This is a genomic window from Lederbergia lenta NBRC 16444, from assembly GCF_001591545.1.
Classification (GTDB): Bacteria; Bacillota; Bacilli; order Bacillales; family Bacillaceae_C; genus Lederbergia; species Lederbergia lenta.
This window is the reverse complement of sequence record NZ_BCVC01000001.1, coordinates 1,775,177-1,798,712: the sequence shown is the minus strand read 5'-3', so window position 1 is coordinate 1,798,712 and position 23,536 is coordinate 1,775,177. Positions and strand designations below refer to the sequence as shown.

Sequence of the window (23,536 nt, the reverse complement as noted above, 5' to 3'; positions counted from 1 at the left end):
TGTCAAATAACCATTTCAAGGGTGGATAACACATGAGGAAAAATAATCGGGATCGAAAAGTAAATAATAAAGTTGCTAACCAATTAAAACAATTTCAAACAAAAATCGGCATTCAATTTAAAGATGAAAATTTATTAATGAAGGCTTTTACACATTCATCCTATGTGAATGAGCATCGGAAAAAACCACATGAAGACAATGAACGGCTTGAATTCTTAGGTGATGCAGTACTAGAGTTGACCGTGTCACAATATTTATTCATGAAATATCCGTTGATGAGTGAAGGCGAATTAACCAAACTTAGAGCAGCTATTGTTTGTGAACCTTCCCTCGTTAAATTTGCTAATGAACTAGAATTTGGTGAAACAGTTTTACTTGGAAAAGGCGAAGAGATGACTGGTGGACGTACTCGACCAGCGTTGTTAGCAGATGCATTCGAAGCATTTATCGGAGCGTTATATCTAGATCAAGGATTAGAGACAACGATCGCTTTTCTTGAAAAAACAGTTTATCCAAAGGTAGATACAGGTGCTTTTTCTCATGTGATGGATTTTAAAAGCCAATTGCAAGAAAATATTCAAAGAGATGGTGTTGGCGTTTTAGAATATAAAATTTTAAAAGAAGAAGGACCAGCTCATAGTCGCATCTTCGTATCACAAGTAATATTAAATGACGAAGTGCTAGGAGAAGGCTCAGGTAAGTCAAAAAAAGAAGCAGAACAACATGCCGCACAAATGGCGTTAGGAAAGAAAAGCGGAATCGCCCGTTAAGTGACGTACAAACTGGAGGAATTCTGACGAGATAAAGGAAACACGATTAGCCTAAAAGGCGAATCGATGTTGACTTATCGTAGGAAGAATACTGAAGTTTGCTAGTCGTTGGGCGTTGGAGCTAGACACAAAGAAAAGCGGAATCGCCCGTTAAGCGACGTACAAACTGGAGGAATTCTGACGAGATAAAGGAAACACGATAAGCCTAAAAGGCGAATCGATGTTGACTTATAGTAGGAAGAATACTGAAGTTTGCTAGTCGTTGGGCGTTGGAGCTAGACACTAAGAAAAGCGGAATCGCCCGTTAAGTGACGTACAAACTGCGCCCACAGGATGTGGGTGCGTCGGCATTGCCAGAGGATGTAGCGGTTTTCGTCATCGGACTTTATTAATGATAAAGGAAACACGTTAAGCATGACTAAGTGAGTGTGTAACATTTAATAATCAAATTTTATACTTAATTTATCTTTAAGAAAGGAGGAATCCTTTTGTACCTAAAACAATTAGATATAATCGGTTTTAAGTCCTTCGCAGAAAAAGTAAATCTGGAATTTGTTCCAGGAGTAACTGCAGTTGTTGGACCGAATGGTAGCGGGAAGAGTAATATAACAGATGCGATTCGTTGGGTATTAGGTGAACAATCGGCAAAATCACTTCGGGGCGGGAAAATGGAAGATGTCATATTTGCTGGTAGTGACTCAAGAAAACCATTAAACTTCGCTGAGGTTACTCTGACACTAAATAATGAAGATAGTACATTGCCATTAGAATATAATGAGGTAAGTATTACTAGAAGGGTGTACAGAACTGGCGATAGTGAGTATCTCCTCAATAAACAAAATTGCAGGTTGAAAGATATTGTAGATTTATTTATGGATTCAGGACTTGGTAAAGAAGCTTTTTCAATTATTAGCCAGGGGAAAGTAGAAGAAATCCTAAATAGTAAATCAGAAGAGCGGAGAACCATATTCGAAGAAGCAGCGGGCGTATTAAAGTATAAATCTAGGAAGAAGAAAGCCGAAGTCAAATTACTGGAAACGACAGATAATTTGGATCGCGTCAATGATATCCTTAGTGAGTTGGAAGGACAAATTGAACCTCTCAAAATCCAAGCCTCCATTGCGAAAGATTATTTGGAAAAGAAAAAAGAGCTCGAAACCCATGAAGTTGCCCTCACAGTGCATGAGATAGATTCACTGCATAAAAATTGGGAACAAGCGAAAGAAGAGGCAGAGAATCTTAAAAAGTCTGAGCGAAAACTAGCTGAACATATTCAAACGACAGAAAATCAGCTTGAAAAAGATCGAAGTGAACTTGTGGGAATTGATGAAATGTTGGCTAGCCTGCAAACCACGCTGCTAACGGCAACAAAAGATTTGGAACAGCTTGAAGGTCGTCGGGAAGTATTAAAAGAGAGGAAGAAAAATGCTACTCAAAATACTGCACAGCTAAAAAAGAATATAGAAGATGCAGATTCTAAATTGAACGACTTTAAGCAAAAACGAATTCGAACGGAAAAAGAAGTAGCGGTTAAACAAAATGCCCTTCAAGAATTAAAGGAAATATTACAAACAAAAAGGCAACAGTTAAAACTGCTAGATGGCACGATTGAAGAGACGATTGAAGGGTTGAAAAGCGACTATATTGATGTACTTAATGAACAAGCCTCATCCAATAATGAATTGCAATATTTAGAGCAACAATTAAAGCAACTCCAAGTGAAAAATAATCGGTTAGATACCGAAAATGAGAAACATATTGCAAGTCGTAATGAAGTAACAGAAAAGTTAAAAGAAAAACAATTAGAATTTGAACAATTAGATAGTAAATTAGCTGAGTTACTTGATCGTTTTAAAATAATAGAGCAAAAGATAGCAACTTTGAAAAAGCGATATACAGAACAAGAATCAATGCTTAATCAAGCACAGCAATATAAGCAAAAAGCTGAATCACGAAAAGAAACATTAGAAGAAATGGAAGAAGAATATATAGGTTTTTTCCAAGGGGTAAGGGAACTACTCAAAGTGAGAGAAAATGTCTTAACTGGAATCGAAGGGGCAGTAGCTGAACTCATCCATGTGCCAAAAAAGTATGAGTTAGCGATTGAAACGGCGTTAGGTAGTGCAATGCAGCATGTTGTTGTAAACACGGAAGAAAATGCTCGAAATGCAATAGCATTTTTGAAAAAAAACCGACATGGACGGGCAACGTTTTTACCACTTAATATTATCAAAGAGAAAAAAATGTATGCAGGGCAAGAAGAAATGCTTCGAACACAAGAGGCATTCATTGGTATAGCGGCTGATCTCGTGACATATCAGGCTGAACATGCACCAGCAATCAAAAGTTTATTAGGGACGATTGTCGTTGCAAATAATTTAGCTGGCGCAAATACTTTAGCAAAGCTACTTCAATACCGTTATCGAATTGTGACTCTCGAAGGTGATGTAGTTAATCCAGGTGGCTCTATGACTGGTGGTGCGACAAAGCAAAAATCTAGTTCTTTATTAAGTAGAAAAAGTGAATTGGAAGAACTGTCTGAAAAAATCGAAATGATGACAGAGAAAATAGAAAGATTAGCGGAGCAATTTTCAGAAACGAAAACGATATTAGTTACGGAAGAAATGCTTTTAGATGAGACTAGGAGAAATGGCGAGCTTTTACGTATGCAACGTAATGAGATAGAGTCGCAAATCGTACAAATTACGTTAAATAAAAGAAATGTCGATGATCGTTTAACGTTATATGATTTAGAGAAAAAAGAAATGAATACCGAACAAAATGATATACTATCACGTGTTCAAACTTTAAAACAACTTGTGCATAATTGTGATGAACAAATTGAAGTATTGAACCAAAAAATAGAAGACTTAACGAATCAGCGAAATCATGAAAGATTATCAAAAGAGTCTTTAACTTCGGAAATCAGTGAACTGACTGCTAGCTATGCAGTAACTAAAGAGCAACTCTCCGTTAGCAAAGCTTCGCTAGAGACCTTAATCCAGGAAAAAGCCGAAATAGCTGAAAGAAAAAAATCATTGGAAGATGATCTGGATTGGCTAGAAAATGAAATGTCAGGTGATTATACTAGCGAAGAAGTATTGGCAGAGGATGCTCTTAAGAAAAAGAACGAAAAAGAAGAAACGGCTAGAATGATTGCTTTGCGGCACGAGGATAGAACGAATATACAATCCATAATTGCTGAGAAAGAACATGAGTTAAAGGGATTAAAAGAAAAATATCAAGCAATTAACAGCTTGCTGAAAGATGCGGAAGTGAAAATCAATCGTCTAGATGTTGAATTGGAAAATCGGCTTCAGAAATTGAGTGAGGAATATAGTTTATCTTATGAAGGGGCCAAAAGCATGTTTCATATGCTTCTTGCAGAGGAAGAGACAAGGCAAAAGGTAAAGTGGATTAAACTCGAAATAGCTGAGCTCGGAACCGTGAATATAGGGGCGATCGAAGAGTATGAACGTGTGTCTGAAAGATATCAATTTTTGGCTAACCAACAAGCTGACTTGTCTGAAGCGAAAAAAACCCTTTTTCAAATTATGAATGAAATGGATAATGAAATGAAAAATAGGTTTAGCACTACATTTCAGGCTATTCAAGCCCAATTTGAAGACGTATTTAAAGCTTTATTTGGTGGTGGGAAAGCTAAACTCTCCTTAACGAATCCTGATGATTTATTACACACAGGGGTTGATATTATTGCCCAACCACCCGGGAAAAAACTACAAAATTTAAGTTTACTATCTGGTGGGGAACGTTCGCTAACGGCTATAGCTTTGCTTTTCTCTATATTGAAAATCAGACCGGTCCCTTTTTGTGTGCTGGATGAAGTAGAGGCGGCATTAGATGAAGCAAATGTTCATCGTTTCAGTCAATACTTACAAAGATTTAGCGATGAAACCCAATTTATAGTAATTACGCATAGGCAAGGTACGATGCAAGGAGCAGATGTTTTATATGGAGTAACGATGCAAGAATCAGGAGTATCGAAACTTGTCTCTGTTAAGTTAGAAAGTAGTAAAGAGGCACAAACAGTATATTAAAGAGGGGGAATCGTAATTGAGTTTTTTTAAAAAGTTGAAAGAGAAATTTACAACTTCGACTGATTCAGTTTCAGAAAAATTTAAAGATGGACTAGAAAAGACAAGAAGTAATTTCTCGGGAAAAATGAATGAATTGGTAGCGCGCTACCGTAAAGTAGATGAAGATTTTTTCGAGGAACTAGAGGAAATCCTCATTCAGGCAGACGTTGGATTTGAAACGGTTATGCAGCTTGTAGAGGAGTTAAAATTAGAAGTTAAAAAGCAGAATATCAAGAATCCCGCAGATGTACAGACAGTTATTTCAGAAAAGCTTGTAGAGATATATGAAGCTGGGGATCAGAGTACTGCTAATTTAAATATTCAAAATGATGGACTTACAGTTATATTATTCGTTGGTGTAAATGGGGTAGGTAAAACAACAACGATTGGTAAACTCGCTCATAAGTTAAAGCAAGAGGATAAAAAAATCATTTTAGCTGCAGGGGATACATTTCGTGCGGGTGCAATTGAGCAATTAGAAGTATGGGGCGACAGAGTAGGAGTAGATGTAATTAAACAGGCTGAGGGCTCTGATCCAGCTGCTGTGATGTATGATGCGATTCAGGCTGCTAAAGCAAGACAAGCAGATGTATTATTATGTGATACAGCAGGACGATTGCAAAATAAAGTGAATTTGATGAAAGAGCTTGAGAAGGTAAAAAGAGTAATTGAACGTGAAGTTCCAGGTGCACCCCATGAAGTTTTGCTTGTTCTTGATGCTACTACTGGCCAAAATGCATTAATTCAAGCGAAAACTTTTAAAGAAGCAACAAACGTCAGTGGGATTGTTCTTTCTAAATTAGATGGTACAGCAAAAGGGGGAATTGTCTTAGCAATTCGAAATGAATTGCATATACCTGTTAAATTTGTTGGTCTCGGAGAAAAAATGGATGATCTTCAAGAATTTGATGCGGAAAAATATGTGTACGGGTTATTTTCGGATTCTATTGAAATGATGAGCGAATAAGTTTGTCGGGTGTGGATTAAGACCCTTCCGCAAACTTAGCTGGCATTCCATCTAAGGAAGCTTGACAACTTGTTTTGAGAAGTGTATTATCTGATTGTAAAGGATTTTAACTTAACAAGGTGGGGATTTAATGACTATGCTTGAAAAGACAACACGTATGAATTATTTATACGACTTTTACCATGCGTTGTTAACCCAGAAGCAACAAAGTTATATGTCCCTCTATTACTTAGATGATCACTCTCTTGGGGAGATTGCGGAACAATATAATATAAGCCGCCAAGCGGTTTATGATAATATTAAACGCACAGAAGCTATGCTCGAAGAGTATGAAAAAAAATTGCTGTTATTTCAAAAATTTCAAGAGCGAAACGATGTTTTATCTCAAATCAAATCCAGTTTAGCTGAAGGTAAATTAGAAGAAGCTATACTAAGTCAATATTTGAGTGCACTTGAGAAATTGGATTAGGGGGCGGCATTATGGCATTTGAAGGATTGGCCGACCGATTACAGGCAACGATGCAAAAAATTCGCGGCAAAGGTAAGGTTTCTGAAGCTGACGTAAAAGCGATGATGCGTGAAGTACGTCTTGCGTTACTTGAAGCAGACGTAAACTTTAAGGTAGTCAAACAATTTGTTAATAAGGTCAGTGAAAGAGCAGTCGGACAAGATGTAATGAAAAGTCTTACACCAGGGCAGCAAGTAATTAAAGTGGTGAAAGAGGAACTTACAGAGCTCATGGGTGGGGAACAAAGTCAAATAGCGACGGCGAAACGTCCACCAACTGTCATTATGATGGCTGGGCTGCAAGGTGCAGGTAAAACGACGACAACTGGAAAGCTCGCAAACTTACTTCGGAAGAAGTATAATAAGAAACCTTTGTTAGTTGCTGCCGATATATATCGACCTGCGGCTATTAAACAGCTAGAAACACTTGGCAAACAGCTTGATTTGCCGGTGTTTTCCATGGGGGATAAAGTCAGCCCTGTAGAGATAGCGCGTCAGGCAATTGACAAGGCTAAGGAAGAACATCATGATTATGTCTTGATTGATACAGCTGGGCGTCTCCATATTGATAATGAATTAATGGGAGAGCTAAAAGAAATCAAGGAAATAGCAACACCTGATGAAATTTTCCTTGTTGTTGATGCTATGACTGGTCAGGATGCTGTCAATGTAGCCCAGAACTTTAATGATCAGCTTGAAATCAGTGGCGTCATCTTGACAAAGCTTGATGGTGATACAAGGGGCGGTGCTGCATTATCTATCCGCTCTGTAACAGAAAAACCAATCAAGTTTGTCGGTATGGGCGAAAAGATGGATGCATTGGAGGCATTTCACCCTGAACGAATGGCATCGAGAATACTTGGCATGGGGGATATGCTGACGCTAATAGAGAAAGCTCAAACCTCTGTCGATGAAGAAAAAGCGAAAGAGTTGGAACAGAAATTCCGTACAGCGTCATTTACGCTTGATGACTTTCTTGATCAACTTGGGCAAGTGAAAAATATGGGTCCTCTTGACGAACTGCTTAAAATGATGCCCGGTGCCAATAAAATCAAAGGCATGGATAATTTACAGGTAGATGAAAAGCAAATTGGCCATGTTGAGGCAATAATTCGTTCAATGACGATGAAAGAAAAAGAGCAACCTGAGATCATTAACGCTGGTAGGCGTCGTAGAATTGCTAAAGGAAGCGGCACATCTGTACAAGAGGTGAATCGCCTATTGAAGCAGTTTGAAGAAATGAAAAAAATGATGAAGCAAATGACAGGGATGCAGCAAAAAGGCAAGAAAAAAGGTGGATTTAAGCTACCTTTCATGTAAGAAATACCACTTTTCAGTGGTGAAATCGATGTGATTCAGATCATACGAGTTTAATTTTTTTAACATGTTAAGAGAAAACACTTTACAAACAAAACACATATTTGGTATCATAATATCTTGTGTGAAACTATTCGGAGGTGCTATTAAAAATGGCAGTTAAAATTCGCTTAAAGCGTATTGGAGCAAAGAAAGCTCCATTCTATCGTATTGTGGTTGCAGATTCACGTTCACCTCGTGACGGAAGAATTATTGAAGAGATCGGAACATATAATCCGGTTGCACAACCTGCATTAGTAAAAATCAATGAGGAAACAGCTATTAAATGGATGCAAGATGGAGCTAAACCATCTGATACAGTACGTAACTTGTTCTCAAAACAAGGTATCATGGAAAAATTCCATAATGCTAAGAATAGCAAGTAATTGTGAAACGCATGCAAAATTTAATTTTGTCGATTGTTGAGCCAATTGTTGATTATCCCGATGATGTTCGGGTGCATGTGAAAGAGGAAGAACAACGCATCACTTATCACCTTTCTGTAAATCCAAAGGATGTCGGTAAGGTGATAGGAAGACATGGACGTGTTGCAAAAGCAATTAGAACAGTTGTTTATGCAGCAGCCGGATCACAACAACATAAGAAGGTCTACATGGAAATCGACGAATAGGGAGGCGGAAACACCTCCCTTTTTTGCTATAAAAAATTAATAAGCACTAAGTTCGAGGGAACATTCAATACGGAGTTCTACGTCTAACTTTACGTACAGCATCCACATCTGTTGCCGTCTGCTTTATTTAATACATAATGACTGCCTGCTAAAAAGTTTATTATTTTTGAAATGAAACTAACTACCGAGCAGTAGAATACGTGTAGCTCCTGGACGAACAGTGGATAACGTGAGCCATGTAGCGAGGTTCGGAAGGGCCGTAGAAAAAGCGATCTACGTCACAGGAGTGAAGAAACGAAGATTGACGCCAAATTCTGTTGGGTGGGCTGAGAGGTTCATGGATCAGCTAAGACACGCAAATTGTATTCTGGCTGTGTTGTTAAATAACAAAGATGTATACGAATAGGGCCTATATAATAAAACTGAGACGGAGGATGAAAAGATGCAAATTCTCCAAAATGTAACAGTAAAAAGAGTGTTAACAGAAAAGAGTAAGGAACTTTTAGTTAATAAATATCATAATAACAAAGCGCAATTGCAGAAAGAGTGCGATCAGCTATTGTTTGAACTGAAAAAATTAGAAAAAACTCGAAAATACTCTGCAGCAAGTTTGAAAGCTCAATTTGATAAAGAAATTGATACAAGAAAAGAAAAAATAAAGTTAATTGATTTTCAAATTGAACAGTTAGAAATACTGCCTTTTGGTAGTGAACTAAAAGATGACGATCTACAATCTATTGTTGATATAAATATCGGTGACAATTGGGATGATATTACTAAAGGAAAAACGATCATCATTAAAGATGGAGTCATCGTAGAAATAAGAGAGAGGTGAATGAGATGCCAGAATGGTTTAATGTTGGAAAGATTGTAAATACCCATGGGATAAATGGAGAGGTAAGAGTGATATCGAATACTGATTTTGCGGAAGAAAGATATGCTCCTAAAAGTTCACTCCATCTCTTTATGCCTGGGAAAAAAGAGGCGATCCCTTTAACGGTTAAGAGTCATCGTGTGCATAAAAACTTCGATTTACTTAAATTTGAGGGGTACGAGAATATAAATGATGTTGTTCATTGGAAGAATAGTATCCTTAAGGTAACTGAAGAGCAATTAAGTGACTTACCAAAAGGGGAATATTATTTTCACGAAATCATTGGATGTGAAGTTGTGACAATGGATAACGAAGTCATTGGAAGCGTAAAAGAAATACTCACACCAGGGGCAAATGACGTATGGGTGGTTACGCGTGAAAATGGAAAAGATGTATTGATTCCCTATATAGATGAAATTGTGATGGACATATCAATAGAAAATAAAAAAATCACGATCAAGCTAATGGAGGGTCTGATCGAATGATGAGAATAGATATATTGACGCTCTTTCCTGAAATGTTTACAGGTGTCTTCGGTTCTTCAATTTTAAAAAATGCAGCTGAAAAAGAAGCAGCATCTTACCATATAACAAACTTCCGCGATTACTCAGATAACAAGCATAAAACGGTTGATGATTATCCATATGGCGGAGGAGCAGGAATGGTTTTAAAGCCCCAGCCGATTTTTGATGCTGTCGAACAATTGAAAACAGAAAATGAAACAACTCCTCGTATCATTCTTTTATGTCCTCAAGGCGAACGGTATAATCAGCAAAAGGCAGAAGAACTTGCTAAAGAGTCTCACCTCGTATTTATTTGTGGGCATTACGAGGGATATGATGAACGAATACGAGAACATATTGTGACAGATGAAATATCGATAGGTGATTACGTTATGACAGGCGGCGAACTTGGCGCCATGGTGGTCATTGATTCTGTCGTTCGGTTATTGCCTGGTGTTTTAGGTAATGAGAACTCACCGATACTAGATTCTTTTTCTTCTGGTTTATTAGAACATCCACATTATACACGTCCTTCAGATTTTCGCGGAATGAAAGTCCCTGATGTATTATTATCTGGTAATCATAGTAAAATCGCGGAGTGGCGGGAAAAAGAATCGCTCATTCGAACAAAAAATAGAAGGCCCGACCTACTAAGTAGCTATCCAATAACAGAACAACAAAAGAAATGGCTTAATGAATGATTTTCTCTTAAATTACAATTGCAATCAACTCGTCTATATGCTATTATTACCTTTGTGACTGAGGCCAGTTTGGCTATTTTCAGTCTGAAACAACGGTGTTCCGCTGCATTAGGTTGATTGTTTGCAAGAGCGTCGGTTGGAAGGAGATGAATACGATGCACAAACTTATTGAAGAAGTTACTAAAGAACAGCTTCGCACAGATCTACCATCTTTTCGCGCTGGTGATACAGTTCGCGTTCATGTTAAAGTTGTTGAGGGAACACGTGAGCGGATCCAGTTATTTGAAGGTGTAGTAATCAAACGTCGCGGAGGCGGAATCAGTGAAACTTTCACTGTCCGTAAAATCTCTTATGGTGTTGGGGTTGAGCGTACATTCCCTGTACACACTCCAAGAATTGCAGACCTAGATGTGGTGCGTCGCGGTAAAGTTCGCCGTGCGAAACTTTACTACTTGCGTAAATTACGCGGTAAAGCAGCTCGTATCAAAGAAATCCGATAATAATTATTTAATGCATACAATTGTATTTGCATAAATGTTGATTGGATTATAAAAGGCATTATTTAAAAGGAGCTTGTTGACCAAGCTCCTTTTATGTATTTTAAATACCAGATTTTTTATTCTTTATTTAAAATTTTGGCTTTCTTTAACTCACTAGGCTGCTAAGGCGCAAGAACATGGGTCAACCTTCTCGAACAGACGCCTTCCGCTGTTCTTTATAAAATAACCTCTACAAAGTTTTTTTTATAACGTATTTCCGGTACAATAGTTTATACATAGATGAAATAAATATGGTTGTTGTTTTTTTAGTATGGGATTGGATGGTGGAGAGATGGCAAAGGAAAAAAATGAAATTTGGGAGTGGACGAAAGCCCTTCTTATAGCAATTAGTTTAGCTGTAATTATACGGTATTTTCTATTTGCACCAATAGTGGTAGATGGATTATCAATGATGCCTACGTTACATAATGGTGATCGGATGATTGTAAACAAAATAGGTAAGCCGGACCGCTTCGATATTATTGTTTTTCATGCCCCTGAACAAAAGGATTATATTAAACGAGTAATCGGACTTCCAGGTGATAAGATAGAATATAAGGATGACATCCTATATGTGAATGGTGAGCCATATGAAGAGCCTTATTTAGATACGTATAAAAAACAGATTGCAGACGGCCCATTAACCGAAGATTTCACATTACAAGACACGCCTGGTGAAAGCGAAGTGGTGCCAGAGGGTGAAGTTTTTGTAATGGGTGATAACCGTCGATTCAGTAAAGACAGCCGACATATCGGAACCGTTTCTCTCGATGAAGTAATTGGAAATACGTCTTTAGTATATTGGCCGGTTAAAGATATTAGAGTTGTAAAGTAGCTAAAGGGGGCGAACATCTATGACAATCCAATGGTTTCCAGGACATATGGCGAAAGCGCGCAGAGAAGTAACGGAAAAACTAAAATTAGTTGATATCATTTTTGAGCTTGTGGATGCCCGAATTCCGATATCCTCCTCTAATCCAATGCTCCAAGATATAATCCAACAAAAGCCACGGCTCATTTTATTAAATAAAGCTGATATGGCAGATCAAAGGTTAACTAAGAAATGGATAGAAGCATATGAAGATAGAGGTTTGAAAGCATTAGCTATTAATGCACAAGCAGGAAATGGAATGAAGGAAATTGTAAAGGCAGCACAGGAAATTCTTCATGAAAAACGTGAACGTCAAAAAGCGAAAGGTTTAAAGCCTCGACCAGTACGAGCAATGATTATTGGCATACCTAATGTAGGAAAATCGACACTCATTAATCGGTTGGCAAAAAAGAATATTGCAAAGACGGGTAATACACCGGGCGTAACACGTGCACAGCAATGGATAAAGGTAGGCAAAGAGCTGGAGTTACTTGATACACCAGGAATACTCTGGCCTAAATTTGAAGACCCTGAGACGGGTTATAAACTTGCTTTAACAGGAGCAATTAAAGATACTTTATTAAATATGCAGGATATAGCTGTATTTGGTTTGCGTTATCTCGAAGAAAACTATCCAGATCGCCTGATGGAACGATACGAACTATCAGAAATCCCTGATGATATTGATCATTTATTTGATCATATTGCATCTCAAAGAGGGTGTATTGCTCAAGGGGGCGATACGGATTATGATAAAACGGCGGATGTCATTGTTAAGGATTTGAGAACGCAAAAATTTGGAACAATCACTTTTGATTTGCCTGACAAAGATCCGGTTTAACGAGGGGGCTAGACTCCTGCTAGAAAAATGGAGCGTGGAGGCCCCGAACCGCCTAAGGTTAGCGAGAGACTGCAATGTAAATCAACGGTATAAATAATAAAAGAAGGAGGGGTATCCAAAAAGTCAATTACTACGACTTCTTGGACAGCCCCTCTTTTGGTTGCTTTCATAAAATAAAGTACACATTACTAAGCAGATCGAATACGTGTATTCCTGCGTGACTAATATAAGATCTACAATGAAATACGAACGAAGAGCTCACGTGCTAGTGTTAAAAACACAATTTTGATACCGATAATAATAGTAAAAGACGGAGTGAACCATGAGATCAATTGCCATTAAAGAAATTAAAGAAATGTTAACAAATATTACAGATGAAAATGATCCGCTATTAACAGAACTTGCTAATGATTCGAGAAAAGGTGCACAGTCACTTTTACAAAAGTGGAAGCGAGAAAAAAGTGCACAAGTAAAAGATAAGGAGCGCTTTGTGCGCATGACTGAACACGAACGGGAAGCACGAATAGAAGGATATGAGTGGATTGCAGGAATAGATGAAGCAGGGCGTGGACCACTAGCAGGTCCAGTCGTTTCAGCAGCGGTCATATTAACCCCTGATAGTTATATAGAAGGACTGAATGATTCGAAAAAGGTAAGCGAAAAAAACAGAGCAAGGTTATATGAGGCGATCATGCGAGAAGCAATTGCGGTAGGTGTAGGAATTATTCAATCGGAAGAAATTGATCAGGTAAATATTTATGAAGCTGCGAAAAAATCAATGTTAAGTGCAGTTCAAAATTTACCGAAAAAACCCGATATGTTATTTATCGATGCGATGACTTTAAATAGCATTTATCCAGAAAAAACCTTTATTAAAGGAGATGCAATTAGTGTATCTATTGCAGCAGCATCAATCATTGCAAAGGTGACGCGCGATCGAATAATGGAGAAATACAATGAGCAATACCCCGAATATGGTTTTTCTAGTCATATGGGATATGGTACAAAGAGTCATATAGAAGCCATTCAAGCATTTGGTCCTTGTCCTATCCATCGCATAAGTTTTGAACCGATAAAATCACTGATTAAATAGGCTGGAGGTGAAGGGAAGTTGGATATTCAAACAGTGCTAAGAAATATGCTGTCACATCATGAAACGAAAATAAGCGGGCAATTAAGTTTTAAACCTGGACAAATATTTTATGGTACTGTCCAAAAACTTTTTCCAAATCAGCATGCAGAAATTCAAGTCGGTGCCCATAAAATGATGGCTAAACTTGAAGTTCCGTTAGTTAGCGGAAATGGATATTGGCTGCAAGTGACCTCTGGTGAAGTAGAAACTAGACTCAAGCTTCTCACATCTGGCACTGATTCTGTTCTTAAGGATAACGGGACACAAGTCTTGCTTAAGCAACTTTCACTTCCGGATGATAAAAAGAATCAAGTACTTGCTCGATTTTTAATGAACGAGCAAATTCCACTTTCCAAAGAAGAGATGAGGCGTGCTTCCCAGTTTTTAAAACAAACGGGCGATATAGATGGCGCTTTAAATACGATAAAGCTTATGAAAGAAAAGCAAATGCCGATGAATGAAGAGGTATTTAGATCACTCATGACGGTAGGTAAAGAATCTTCAACAAATCAATTGATTCAATCATTGCAAACAGCTTTAACATCAGAGAGTGAAATAAGTTCCTCAGGAAAAGAGATTTTAACTCTTCTAAACAGCTGGCAAAAAGAAAGCCTCACGCAACGGGGGCATCAGTTGTTTCGTGAGATATTGCAAGCGACTGGAGAACAATCTGCGCCCGCTCAAAAAATGATCATGCAATCACTTTTACAAAAATTAAATATTTCCTCCGGTTCTATTGACCAGAGAATAATTGAATTAGCTATTCAAAAACTAGGTTTATATGCAAAGTTTATGCAATCAGGTACGGAAGTTGCTCCAATTCCGAATGAGTTGCAAAGCTTCGTACAATCATTATCTGTTGCTGAAAAAGAGGCTATACAACAATTAGTTGCCACTGCTGAAAAACAGTATAAGGGTGAGGCAGCATTACAGCAATTAAAACAGTCCTTACAAAGAACAGGATTATTTTACGAGGGTGAGATTTTCCAAGAACGTAGCAGAGATATTCTAGAGTCATTGAAACCATTGTTAGTAAAATATGTTCAAGAAACAAGTAGCACAGCCGTTAATGGATCAAGAGATAATGCTGAGCAGTTATTAATGCGTTTTAACGGTCAACAATTGCTCTCTTTCGAAAATGGACCTGTCCAACAAATTTTATACGAGATCCCGATACAGTTGGGTAAATATCAAACTGAACTAACGATGCAATGGGAAGGGAAGCGTACATCAGATGGCCAAATTGATCCTGACTTTTGCCGGATTATATTTTATTTAGAGCTAGAGCATTTAAAAGAAACAGTTGTTGAAATGCAAGTCCAAAACCGTGTTGTGACAGTGAATATTATAAATGAATCACCGGGAATAAAGCCGATAGCAGAGTCATTGGTACCTACATTAAAAACAGGACTTGAACAAATGAAATATCAACTATCAGCTGTTCATTTTAAACAGCCGGAAACGAATATAAAGCAACCAACTAAAAAAGGGTATTATCAAAGTCAACACTCATATACAGGAGTAGATATACGCATATGAGACATAAAAAAATTCAAATAGACAATTCAAAAATAGAAGCTATTGCATTAAAATATCAACAAGGCACACAAGAGGCACCAATGGTTATTGCGAAGGGGAAAGGAATAGTAGCGGAAAATATTTTAGAAAAAGCAAAGGAAAATGAAATACCTATTCAACAGGATTCAACACTTGTTGGATTACTAAGTCAATTAAATATGAATGAGACAATTCCAGAAGAATTATATAAAGCTGTCGCAGAAGTGTTCGCGTTTGTATATCGGCTAGATAGAAACCAAAATAGTTAATGTCAGTTTCGGTCGATAAAGGTGGACATCTTTCCCTGCATTTAATACAATTAAAGCGCAATCTATTTTTTTGAGAGTTTGACAGGAGGATGTAAAATGAATATCCATGAGTATCAAGGTAAAGAAATCCTCAGAAAGTATGGGGTAACTGTACCTGCAGGCAAAGTTGCTTTTACCGTTGAAGAAGCTGTTGAAGCGGCGAAAGAACTAGGCAGCGACGTAAGTGTCGTAAAAGCACAAATCCATGCGGGTGGAAGAGGAAAAGCCGGCGGGGTAAAAGTAGCAAAAAATTTAGAAGAAGTACGTACATATGCCGAAGAGATCCTAGGTAAAACATTAGTAACTCCGCAAACAGGACCTGAAGGTAAAGAAGTTAAGCGTCTTCTTATTGAAGAAGGCTGCGATATTAAAAAAGAGTATTACGTAGGACTAGTTGTCGACCGTGCCACAGATCGCATCGTTTTGATGGCATCTGAAGAAGGTGGTACAGAAATCGAGGAAGTTGCAGAGCAAACTCCAGAAAAGATTTTTTATGAAGTAGTGGATCCAGCAATAGGTCTAACGGGGTTCCAGGCAAGGAGAGTTGCCTTTAATATTAATATCCCGAAAGAACTCGTTGGGAAAGCTGCTAAGTTTATGTTAAGCCTTTACAAAGCATTCGAGGAAAAAGATTGTTCTATTGCAGAAATCAATCCTCTAGTAGTAACTGGTGACGGCAATGTAATCGCTCTAGATGCAAAACTCAATTTTGATGCGAACGCTTTATTTAAACATAAGGATATTCTAGAGTACCGCGATCTTGATGAGGAGGATCCAAAGGAAATAGAGGCTTCTAAATATGATCTAAGCTATATTTCCCTTGAAGGTAATATTGGCTGTATGGTAAACGGTGCTGGTCTGGCGATGGCAACAATGGATATCATTAAGCACTATGGTGGAGATCCCGCTAACTTCCTCGATGTTGGGGGCGGTGCTACTGCTGAAAAAGTAACAGAAGCTTTCAAGATTATTCTTTCTGATGAAAATGTAAAAGGTATTTTTGTAAATATTTTTGGCGGAATCATGAAATGTGACATCATTGCTACCGGGGTAGTAGAAGCGGCAAAACAAGTAAGTCTTGAAGTTCCACTCGTTGTGAGATTAGAAGGAACAAATGTGGACCTTGGTAAAAAAATCTTGAATGAATCAGGACTGAATATTATTGCAGCTGAATCTATGGCAGATGGAGCTCAAAAAATCGTTGAATTAGTAGGTTAATAAATAAAAGATATTTTCATATATTCGGGCCATGCCCAGTCTGTATATGATGTAGCCAGAAATTTGAAAGGCAGGGAAAATCATGAGTGTTTTTGTAAATAAAGATACAAAAGTAATTGTCCAAGGGATCACCGGCTCAACAGCTCTTTTCCATACAGAGCAAATGCTTGAATATGGGACGAAAATTGTCGGTGGTGTTACACCAGGAAAAGGCGGATCGGAAGCAGCGGGTGTTCCGGTTTTTAACACTGTGGAAGACGCTGTTAAAGAGACGGGAGCAAATGCTTCTGTTATCTACGTACCAGCACCATTTGCAGCAGATGCAATCATGGAAGCTGTTGATGCAGAATTGGATCTAGTTATTTGTATTACAGAGCATATCCCAGTTATTGACATGATCAATGTGAAGCGTTATATGGAAGGGAAGAAGACTCGTCTTGTTGGCCCTAACTGTCCAGGAGTTATCACTCCGGATGAATGTAAGATTGGTATTATGCCAGGCTATATTCATACAAAAGGCCATGTTGGCGTTGTTTCTCGTTCAGGTACATTGACATATGAAGCAGTACATCAGTTGTCACAAGCTGGAGTTGGCCAAACGACAGCTGTAGGTATAGGTGGAGATCCAGTAAATGGTACAAACTTTATAGATGTTTTGAAAGCATTTAATGAAGACCCGGAAACAGAAGCGGTCATTATGATCGGAGAAATTGGCGGGACTGCCGAGGAAGAAGCAGCTGAATGGGTGAAGGCTAATATGACTAAACCTGTGGTTGGCTTTATCGGCGGGCGTACAGCGCCTCCAGGGAAGCGTATGGGCCATGCAGGAGCGATTATTTCTGGCGGTAAAGGTACTGCGGATGAAAAAATGCGTGTCATGAATGAATGTGGCATTAAAGTTGCAGAAACACCTTCTGTCATTGGTGAAACATTGATCGAAGTATTGAAAGAAAAAGGCTTGTATGAAAAATGTAAAACACATTGATTATTAGTGAGATAACCCCTCCAAAATGAGGGGTTATTTCACTACCAATAAAAAAGGAAGTGATTCTTATTTTTCAAGAAAAATTGCTCCACCTCATTCATTGTCGGTCAATCGGCAATAAAACAATCAAAAACCTATTACGTTTTGACCCCGACCTTAAAAACTTGTATTCCACTTCACTTAACAATCTTCAACGATATCTACAGCTTACTCCTTCCCAAATGCTAAAGTTTTCCCGTGAATTTCATGCTATCCAAACGAAAAAGTTACTTGAACTTTATGCGAAGGAAAATATTGTGATCATCCCATATAATCACCCGGAATACCCTCAATTACTACGAGAAATTCATGATCCGCCACTTGTTTTATTCTCAAAAGGAGACAGGTCCTTATTATCAAACAAAGCAATCGCAATCGTAGGAGCTCGGGATGCTGATAATTATGCTAGAGAGGCGATTGAGCTACTATTACCACCTCTAGTCGAAAAAAAATTTGTCATTGTTAGCGGTTTGGCAAAAGGAACAGATACAATAGCACATGAAAGTACAATTGCGCACGGCGGAAAAACAATTGCTGTACTAGGTGGTGGATTTTTTCATATTTATCCTCGTGAAAACAAACAACTAGCAGATAAAATACAGCATGCTCATTTATTAATATCAGAATATCCTCCAATATGGAGACCGGAAAAATGGCATTTTCCAATGAGAAATAGAATTATTAGTGGGATGACGCTTGGTACTATTGTTATACAAGCTAAAAGCAGAAGTGGTTCTTTAATCACTGCTGACCAGGCATTGGAAGCTGGGCGTGAGGTATTTGCTTTACCCGGTCAAATCAATCAACCGCTTTCTGTTGGGACAAACCACCTGATTCAACAAGGTGCTAAATTGGTAGCTAGTGGCCAAGATATTCTGGAAGAACTAAACCTAGATTAGAAGTTTCTATCCCTATAAACCACTAAAAATGTAATGATAAAAATTAAAAAGCTTGCAATTCCTTCTATTGTAGGATAGATTTTCAAAAGATATAGAATTGGAATATAATGAATTTCCATCTGTCACATTTTATCCTTCATTGACAAATATAAAATGGGCGTATAGTATTTACTCTAATTTATAGATGGAATTTATTATTAACCTCTAGGGAGGATTTTTGCATGTCAGATTACTTAGTAATTGTAGAATCGCCAGCTAAGGCAAAAACAATAGAACGTTATTTAGGAAAAAAATATAAAGTAAAGGCATCCATGGGCCATGTGCGTGATTTACCAAAGAGTCAAATGGGAGTAGATGTTGAACAAAACTTTGAACCCAAATATATTACAATCAGAGGCAAAGGTCCAGTAATGAAAGAATTAAGGACTGCAGCTAAAAAAGCGAAAAAGATTTTTCTCGCAGCTGACCCGGATCGTGAAGGGGAAGCGATAGCATGGCATTTAGCAAATAGTCTTGATGTGGATATCCATTCTAATTGCCGAGTAGTTTTCAATGAAATTACAAAAGATGCAATTAAAGAGTCGTTTAAACATCCGAGGCCAATTAATATGGACCTTGTTGATGCACAGCAAGCAAGACGTATTCTTGATAGGCTTGTAGGTTACAATATTAGCCCATTACTATGGAAGAAAGTGAAGAAGGGTTTGAGTGCAGGCCGTGTACAATCAGTAGCGCTTCGATTAGTAATCGATCGAGAAAACGAAATAAAGAATTTTATACCTGAGGAATATTGGTCCATTGATGGAGAATTTAAAAAAGACAAAAATGATTTTCAAGCCGGTTTTTATGGTTTAAAAGGAAAAAAAACAAAGCTAAGTTCGGAAGCGGACGTTAATTCAGTAATGGATAAGCTTTCAGATGATGTATTTAAAGTTGTCTCCGTTGTGAAAAAAGAAAGAAAAAGAAATCCAGCTCTACCATTTACTACATCATCTTTACAACAGGAAGCGGCTAGGAAGTTAAACTTTCGGGCAAGAAAAACAATGATGCTTGCTCAACAGCTTTATGAAGGAATGGACATAGGTAAAGAAGGTACTGTCGGTTTGATTACGTATATGCGTACAGATTCTACTAGAATTTCCGAGGTAGCTCAAGAGGAAGCCGCAGAATTTATTTCCTCTAAATATGGCAGTGAGTATTTAAAATCCGATAAACCAAAAGCGAAGAAAAAAGGAAAAACCCAAGATGCGCATGAAGCTGTGAGACCTACAAGCACATTGCGTGAACCAAGCTCTGTTAAGGCATTTTTAAGTAGAGACCAATTAAGATTATATAAGCTTATTTGGGAAAGATTTATTGCAAGTCAAATGGCACCCGCTGTAATGGATACGATGGCTGTAGATTTACAGAATGGTGAAGTAATTTTTCGAGCGAATGGGTCAAAGGTTAAATTTTCTGGTTTTATGAAAGTATATGTAGAAGGTTCCGACGATCAATTAGAAGAAAAAGAAAACTTTCTACCGGATTTGGTTGAAGGAGACGAAGTAATTGCTGACAAAATCAGTCCAAAACAGCATTTCACTCAGCCGCCTCCAAGGTATACGGAAGCTAGACTTGTTAAAACCCTTGAAGAACTTGGGATAGGAAGACCATCGACATACGCCCCAACACTTGATACGATTCAAAAACGAGGTTATGTGGCGTTAGAAAATAAACGCTTCATACCTACAGAGCTTGGTGAAATTGTATTAGAGCTCATAATGGAATTTTTTCCGGAAGTGATTAACGTCGAGTTTACAGTAAAAATGGAAAGTGAACTAGATGAAATTGAAGAAGGAAAGATTGCGTGGGTTTCGATTATAGATGAATTTTATAAAGGATTCGAGGTTAATTTAAAAAAAGCTGAGATTGAAATGCGCGAAGTAGAAATTGAAGATGAGTACGCAGGAGAAGATTGTGATCTTTGTGGTAATCCGATGATTATTAAAATGGGTCGCTATGGTAAATTCATGGCATGCAGCAACTTCCCTGAATGTAGAAATACGAAAGCGATTGTGAAACAAATTGGAGTAAAGTGTCCAACTTGTAAACAAGGAGAAATTATTGAGCGGAAAAGTAAGAAAAAACGAATCTTTTATGGCTGTGATCGCTACCCAGAATGCGAATTTATTTCATGGGATAAGCCGATTGAACGGCCGTGTCCTAAGTGTAGTAGCACACTTGTGGAGAAAAAACTTAAAAAAGGAATTCAAGTTCAATGTACGAGTTGTGATTATAAAGAGTTGTCTCAGCAGTAATATTATTTAAACACCACTTAAGAGTCTTCACTCTAAGTGGTGAATTTTTTGTCATAATTAAAAAATTCAATGCGCATTATTTTTCTTTCATGGATCATTAGTGTAAAATGCAATAAGCATTGTGTACTGTATAGATGATATTGATATTTTTTGGGAGGCATATAAATGACGCAAACCGTAAATGTAGTTGGGGCCGGTCTTGCAGGCAGTGAAGCTGCTTGGCAATTAGCCAAAAGAGGTATCCATGTAAAGTTATTTGAAATGAGACCGATAAAACAAACACCGGCTCACCATACGGATAAATTTGCAGAACTAGTGTGTTCGAATTCGCTACGTTCCAACACATTGGCGAACGCGGTAGGTGTGTTGAAAGAAGAGATGCGATTACTTGACTCTGTCATTATTAGTGCAGCAGATCGCTCATCTGTTCCAGCCGGTGGAGCGCTAGCAGTCGATAGGCATGAATTTGCGGGCTACGTTACTGAAAAAGTTAAACAGCATCCTCTTATCGAGGTATTTAATGAAGAAATAAAAGAGATTCCAGAAGGGATTACAATTATAGCGACTGGACCTCTAACAAGTGAATTACTATCTAAGCAACTTCTAGAACTGACTGCTGAGGAATATTTATATTTTTATGATGCTGCTGCACCTATCATTGAGAAAGACAGTATTGATATGGATAAAGTTTATTTAAAATCCCGTTATGATAAAGGTGAGGCTGCTTATCTAAACTGTCCAATGACTGAAGAAGAATTTGATCGTTTTTATGAGGCTTTAATTACTGCCGAAACAGTACCATTAAAAGAATTTGAAAAAGAAATCTTCTTTGAAGGGTGCATGCCCATTGAAGTTATGGCTGGAAGAGGAAAAAAAACAATGTTGTTTGGCCCGATGAAACCTGTAGGGCTTGAAGATCCTCGAACTGGAAAAAGACCCTATGCAGTAGTCCAACTTCGTCAAGATGATGCTGCGGGTACGTTGTACAACTTAGTAGGCTTCCAAACGCATCTAAAATGGGGCCCTCAAAAGGAAGTTCTTCGTCTGATACCTGGTTTGGAAAATGCAGAGGTTGTCAGGTATGGAGTAATGCACAGGAATACTTTTATTAATTCTCCTAACGTACTTGCACCTACATATCAATTTAAAGAACGCCCGACATTATTTTTTGCTGGTCAAATGACAGGTGTAGAAGGGTATGTAGAATCTGCAGCAAGCGGATTGATTGCAGGTATTAATGCCGCCCGTTTAGCTATTGGAGAAGATCCAGTTGTTTTCCCTAAAGAAACAACAATGGGAAGCATGGCTAATTATATTACGGCAACTGGGGCAAAAAACTTTCAACCAATGAATGTGAATTTCGGTTTGCTGCCTGATTTGCCGGAAAAAATAAAAGATAAAAAGCTAAGGAATGAGCAGTACGGGGAAAGAGCGTTGCGAACAATTCAAAACTTTGTGAAAAATTTGTAACATTTATTGCGCTGACTACTAAAGTATGTTAATCTTTAGTAGTCTTTATGAGGTGAACCTGTGAAAGAATTTTCAGATGAATCAGTATATTGTTTTATCGAATATTTACAAATAGAGAAGAACTATTCCCAGTATACAATTGATTTCTATAGAAAAGATATTGATGACTTTATTTTATTTATGACAGCACAGGGCTTAGAAGCTTTTATGGATGTGGAATATTCGGATGCCCGCTTGTATGTTACCGATTTATATAATCAACAATATGCACGTTCTAGTGCTGCGAGAAAAATATCATGTCTACGTAGTTTTTTTAAATTTCTTTTAAGGGAAGAAAAAGTAAAGGAAAATCCTTTTGCTCTTGTCATCCAAAGGAAAGAAGGAATAAAGCTACCTAAATTTTTTTATGTAGAAGAGATGGAGTTGCTTTTTGAGGCATGTTCGAATCCTACATCATTAGGAAAACGAAATTTAGCACTATTAGAGCTGTTATATGCAACAGGAATTCGTGTAAGCGAATGTGCTAACATTCAATTAAAAGATGTGGATTTTGATTTTGCTACCCTGTTAGTAAAAGGAAAAGGGCGGAAAGAACGTTATGTTCCGTTCGGAAGTTTTGCATTAGATGCCTTACAGATCTATATAAATGAAGTAAGACAACATTTGTTAGGCACTAATCAGCATCAATACCTCTTCCTTAATTCTCGAGGCGGTCCTCTTACTGCACGTGGAATTCGTTATATTTTAAATAAAATAATCGCTGAAGCATCTTTAACAGGAAAAATTCATCCACATATGCTGCGCCACAGTTTTGCCACACATTTGTTAAATAATGGTGCGGATATGCGGACAGTACAGGAATTGCTGGGGCATGCACATTTATCTTCAACACAGGTTTATACTCATGTGACTAAGGAACACTTGAGAAAAACTTATATGAATTTTCATCCCCGTGCATAGTCATGAAGGAGGGA

22 protein-coding genes are annotated in these 23,536 nt (G+C 37.8%); all 22 read left to right on the top strand.

Annotated features, from left to right (window positions below; all coding sequences use genetic code 11):
* Positions 1-32 precede the first annotated feature (32 nt).
* Positions 33-770, top strand: coding sequence for a ribonuclease III (gene rnc, locus BLE01S_RS08535; protein WP_066139753.1), 738 nt, complete (start codon positions 33-35; stop codon positions 768-770).
* A gap of 488 nt (positions 771-1,258) precedes the next feature.
* Positions 1,259-4,828: a chromosome segregation protein SMC gene (gene smc, locus BLE01S_RS08530; protein ID WP_066139750.1), complete on the top strand. Its 3,570-nt coding sequence runs from the start codon at positions 1,259-1,261 to the stop codon at positions 4,826-4,828.
* 16 nt (positions 4,829-4,844) lie between these two features.
* Positions 4,845-5,834 (top strand): signal recognition particle-docking protein FtsY, encoded by a 990-nt coding sequence (ftsY, locus tag BLE01S_RS08525; protein WP_066139747.1) that lies wholly within the window; start codon positions 4,845-4,847, stop codon positions 5,832-5,834.
* Between the two features lie 136 nt (positions 5,835-5,970).
* Positions 5,971-6,303 carry a putative DNA-binding protein gene (locus BLE01S_RS08520; protein ID WP_066141061.1) on the top strand — a complete coding sequence of 111 codons (333 nt, stop codon included), beginning with the start codon at positions 5,971-5,973 and terminating at the stop codon, positions 6,301-6,303.
* A gap of 11 nt (positions 6,304-6,314) precedes the next feature.
* Positions 6,315-7,661, top strand: coding sequence for a signal recognition particle protein (ffh, locus tag BLE01S_RS08515; RefSeq protein ID WP_066139745.1), 1,347 nt, complete (start codon positions 6,315-6,317; stop codon positions 7,659-7,661).
* Between the two features lie 149 nt (positions 7,662-7,810).
* Complete coding sequence (gene rpsP, locus BLE01S_RS08510) at positions 7,811-8,083, top strand: 30S ribosomal protein S16 (RefSeq protein WP_066139742.1); 273 nt, start codon at positions 7,811-7,813, stop codon at positions 8,081-8,083.
* Between the two features lie 11 nt (positions 8,084-8,094).
* A complete protein-coding gene (locus tag BLE01S_RS08505; RefSeq protein WP_066141058.1) occupies positions 8,095-8,328 on the top strand; it encodes a KH domain-containing protein in 234 nt (77 codons plus the stop codon).
* A gap of 442 nt (positions 8,329-8,770) precedes the next feature.
* A complete protein-coding gene (locus tag BLE01S_RS08500; RefSeq protein ID WP_066139739.1) occupies positions 8,771-9,163 on the top strand; it encodes a YlqD family protein in 393 nt (130 codons plus the stop codon).
* 5 nt (positions 9,164-9,168) lie between these two features.
* Positions 9,169-9,687 (top strand): ribosome maturation factor RimM, encoded by a 519-nt coding sequence (gene rimM, locus BLE01S_RS08495; protein ID WP_066139737.1) that lies wholly within the window; start codon positions 9,169-9,171, stop codon positions 9,685-9,687.
* Positions 9,687-10,406: a tRNA (guanosine(37)-N1)-methyltransferase TrmD gene (gene trmD, locus BLE01S_RS08490; RefSeq protein ID WP_145981948.1), complete on the top strand. Its 720-nt coding sequence runs from the start codon at positions 9,687-9,689 to the stop codon at positions 10,404-10,406. Before rimM ends, trmD begins: the two co-directional genes overlap by 1 nt.
* A 155-nt stretch (positions 10,407-10,561) precedes the next feature.
* Positions 10,562-10,906: a 50S ribosomal protein L19 gene (rplS, locus tag BLE01S_RS08485; protein ID WP_066139730.1), complete on the top strand. Its 345-nt coding sequence runs from the start codon at positions 10,562-10,564 to the stop codon at positions 10,904-10,906.
* Between the two features lie 331 nt (positions 10,907-11,237).
* Entirely contained in the window at positions 11,238-11,780 is a 543-nt protein-coding gene (lepB, locus tag BLE01S_RS08480; protein WP_066139727.1) for a signal peptidase I, read from the top strand.
* 19 nt (positions 11,781-11,799) lie between these two features.
* Positions 11,800-12,657 (top strand): ribosome biogenesis GTPase YlqF, encoded by an 858-nt coding sequence (gene ylqF, locus BLE01S_RS08475; protein WP_066139724.1) that lies wholly within the window; start codon positions 11,800-11,802, stop codon positions 12,655-12,657.
* Positions 12,658-12,979: 322 nt separating this feature from the next.
* Positions 12,980-13,750, top strand: coding sequence for a ribonuclease HII (gene rnhB, locus BLE01S_RS08470; protein ID WP_066139721.1), 771 nt, complete (start codon positions 12,980-12,982; stop codon positions 13,748-13,750).
* An 18-nt stretch (positions 13,751-13,768) separates the two neighbouring features.
* A complete protein-coding gene (locus BLE01S_RS08465) occupies positions 13,769-15,328 on the top strand; it encodes a TP0910 N-terminal domain-containing protein (protein ID WP_066139718.1) in 1,560 nt (519 codons plus the stop codon).
* Entirely contained in the window at positions 15,325-15,615 is a 291-nt protein-coding gene (locus tag BLE01S_RS08460) for an EscU/YscU/HrcU family type III secretion system export apparatus switch protein (RefSeq protein WP_066139715.1), read from the top strand. Before BLE01S_RS08465 ends, BLE01S_RS08460 begins: the two co-directional genes overlap by 4 nt.
* Positions 15,616-15,711: 96 nt before the next feature.
* Positions 15,712-16,872, top strand: a complete 1,161-nt coding sequence (gene sucC / locus BLE01S_RS08455) for an ADP-forming succinate--CoA ligase subunit beta (protein WP_066139712.1) — start codon at positions 15,712-15,714, stop codon at positions 16,870-16,872.
* 82 nt (positions 16,873-16,954) lie between these two features.
* Positions 16,955-17,857 carry a succinate--CoA ligase subunit alpha gene (gene sucD, locus BLE01S_RS08450; RefSeq protein WP_066139709.1) on the top strand — a complete coding sequence of 301 codons (903 nt, stop codon included), beginning with the start codon at positions 16,955-16,957 and terminating at the stop codon, positions 17,855-17,857.
* Between the two features lie 59 nt (positions 17,858-17,916).
* Positions 17,917-18,795, top strand: coding sequence for a DNA-processing protein DprA (dprA, locus tag BLE01S_RS08445; protein WP_420812669.1), 879 nt, complete (start codon positions 17,917-17,919; stop codon positions 18,793-18,795).
* Between the two features lie 221 nt (positions 18,796-19,016).
* Positions 19,017-21,092 carry a type I DNA topoisomerase gene (topA, locus tag BLE01S_RS08440; RefSeq protein ID WP_066139706.1) on the top strand — a complete coding sequence of 692 codons (2,076 nt, stop codon included), beginning with the start codon at positions 19,017-19,019 and terminating at the stop codon, positions 21,090-21,092.
* A 165-nt stretch (positions 21,093-21,257) separates the two neighbouring features.
* On the top strand, positions 21,258-22,562 hold the full coding sequence (gene trmFO, locus BLE01S_RS08435; protein WP_066139703.1) for an FADH(2)-oxidizing methylenetetrahydrofolate--tRNA-(uracil(54)-C(5))-methyltransferase TrmFO: 1,305 nt from the start codon (positions 21,258-21,260) through the stop codon (positions 22,560-22,562).
* A 60-nt stretch (positions 22,563-22,622) separates the two neighbouring features.
* A complete protein-coding gene (xerC, locus tag BLE01S_RS08430; RefSeq protein WP_066139700.1) occupies positions 22,623-23,522 on the top strand; it encodes a tyrosine recombinase XerC in 900 nt (299 codons plus the stop codon).
* Positions 23,523-23,536 lie beyond the last annotated feature (14 nt).